This is a genomic window from Mesobacillus zeae, assembly GCF_003570705.1.
Taxonomy (GTDB): domain Bacteria; phylum Bacillota; class Bacilli; order Bacillales; family Cytobacillaceae; genus Mesobacillus_C; species Mesobacillus_C zeae.
The window spans coordinates 1-2,412 of record NZ_QWVT01000078.1 but is presented as its reverse complement, the minus strand read 5'-3'; the positions used below and the strand labels follow the sequence as shown (position 1 = coordinate 2,412).

The window sequence follows — 2,412 nt, the reverse complement described above, 5'->3', positions numbered from 1 at the left end:
TCCCACTTACAATCGTAGCTTTTAAGGAATGCCCACCAAGTTCGAAGAAGTTGTCGTGGATTCCAATTCGCTCCACACCTAATACGCCTTCCCATACGGCTATTAATTTCTCTTCGAGTTCATTTGTAGCCGCTTCATAAGCATTCTCTCGTGTGTAGGTGACTTCCATCTCTAACAACCTGGCTCGATTTACTTTTCCATTGGCTGTAATCGGAATCGCATCGATTTCTACAAACGCACCAGGTACCATGTAATGAGGGAGTTCTTGGCTAATTCCCTCTTTGATCTTCTCTATCGCTGTTGCTTCTTCTTTTACGACATAGGCACATAGATAGTCCATTCCTGAAGCATCTTTTCTGTTTAAGACAACGACTTCTCTGACCCCTTCTCGTTGGCCTATGCTACATTCAATTTCCCCTAGTTCAATTCTGTACCCACGTAATTTAACCTGATTATCTACTCTTCTTATATATTCAATGTTCCCATCTGGCAACATTTTAGCTAGATCGCCTGTTTTATACATTCTCTTGTTGTGGAATCGCTCATTATTTAGATAAATAAATGCGTTCTTGGTAAGCTCTTCTTTATTAAGATATCCTCTTGCTACTCCTTCCCCTGCTATGTATAGTTCTCCTTCAATTCCTGGAGCCACTAGTTGCAAGTTCTTATCCAAGAGATAGATTTCTACATTATCGGCTGGTCTTCCAATAGGGACAGAATATCTGTGGTCATACTCTGGTCGATATTGATAGATCATACATCCTACCACTGTCTCTGTCGGACCATACTCGTTGTATATCTCTACTTCTCCTCCAAAACTATCAAGGACTTCTTTCGCTAGTTTAACTGGTAAATTCTCTCCACCGACGATAAATCGTTTGACGGATGATGACTGGTTTGGTTGATCCTTGATTAAGGTCAGATGGGCTGGTGTTACTTTAATCACGCTTACTTTCTTATCTTTTAACACTTTATCTAAAATAAATTCCTCTCCATTATCCTCATAAATTGCAATCACTTGACCAGATAAAAGCGGAGTAAAGATCGATGTGATAGTTAAATCAAACGTGATGGAAGAATAGAGTGCAAATACTTCTTTTTCATCTTTTAGATACGTTTTTCTTGCCCACCATATATAATTCAGTAATCCCCTGTGTTCAATCATCACACCTTTTGATCTTCCTGTTGATCCAGACGTATAGATGATATAAGCCACGTCTTCTGCTGTTGCCTTGCTTGCATAGGTTGGGTCTTCCTTCTCTATGCTTTTATCATGAGCCGTTATTAACTCTTGATTGTACGAAAGACCTTCTATTTCTATATTCGTATAAAGTACCTTTGCCTCTGAATCTTGAAGCATGTACTCGATTCTTTCTGATGGATACTTCGGATCGATGGGAACGTAGGCTGCCCCTGCTCTCAGTGTCGCTAAGATCCCGATGACTAACTCATAAGAATGAGTAGCGATGATGGCTACACGATCCCCTTTAGCCACCCCTTTTCTCTCAAGGTAGTGGGCCAATTGATTTGATCTTCGATTCATCTCACCATAAGTGAGGAAACTATCTTTATAGACTAATGCCGTCGCATTCGGTTGCTCATTTACCTGTTCATCGATAACATCGATCACTGTTTTTTCCCTAGGGTAGTCAGCTAATGTTTGATTGTAGGCAACTAGTAGCTGTTGCGTTTCTTCCTCGTTTAGCAAGTCGATGTCATTGAGCTTATGTTCGGTTTTAGTACTGATCTCTTGAAGAATCTTAATGTAGTGCTTCCTCATTTGTTCAATGGTTTCTCTTCTAAATAAACGACTCCGATATTCCATTTCACATACGAGCTGATCTCCTACTTCTTCTATGTTTAAGCTAATGTCAAATTTAGCTTTGTTCTGGTTTTTAGCATAGGGTTTAATCTGGATATCTGACAAAACCATCTCTTTTAATTCAGTATTCTGTAGGACGAGTATAACTTCAAATAGTGGATTTCGGCTTAGATCTCTCTTCACGTTCAATTCTTCAACAAGTTCTTCAAATGGGTACTCTTGGTTTTCGTAAGCTTGGACCAGTTTGTGCTTGGCTTCGAGGAGATAGTCTTCAATTCTCTTTTCTCCTTCAGGATAGCTTCGAAACGCTAGTGTATTGACAAACATTCCAGCTACTTTTTCTAGCTCTGCATGCCTTCTTCCAGCGATCGGAGTCCCGATCACAATATCTTCCTGTCCACTATACTTGGATAGCAAGATGCTATAGCCGGCCATGAGTCCCATAAACAGCGTTCCACCAAGGCGGGACATCGTTTCTCTTAAGCCTGTGACAATTCCTTCTTCGATCTCAAATCGGATTCGATCTCCTTCGTTGTTCTCGATCTGGCTTCTAACACCATCTAACGGGAGCTCTAATACAGGAAGTTCTC

The 2,412-nt window shown here is 40.5% G+C and carries 1 protein-coding gene; it reads right to left on the bottom strand.

Annotated features, from left to right (window positions below; genetic code table 11):
- Positions 1-2,412: non-ribosomal peptide synthetase (locus D1970_RS22000; RefSeq protein WP_119114966.1), on the bottom strand; the 2,412-nt coding region annotated here is incomplete at both ends.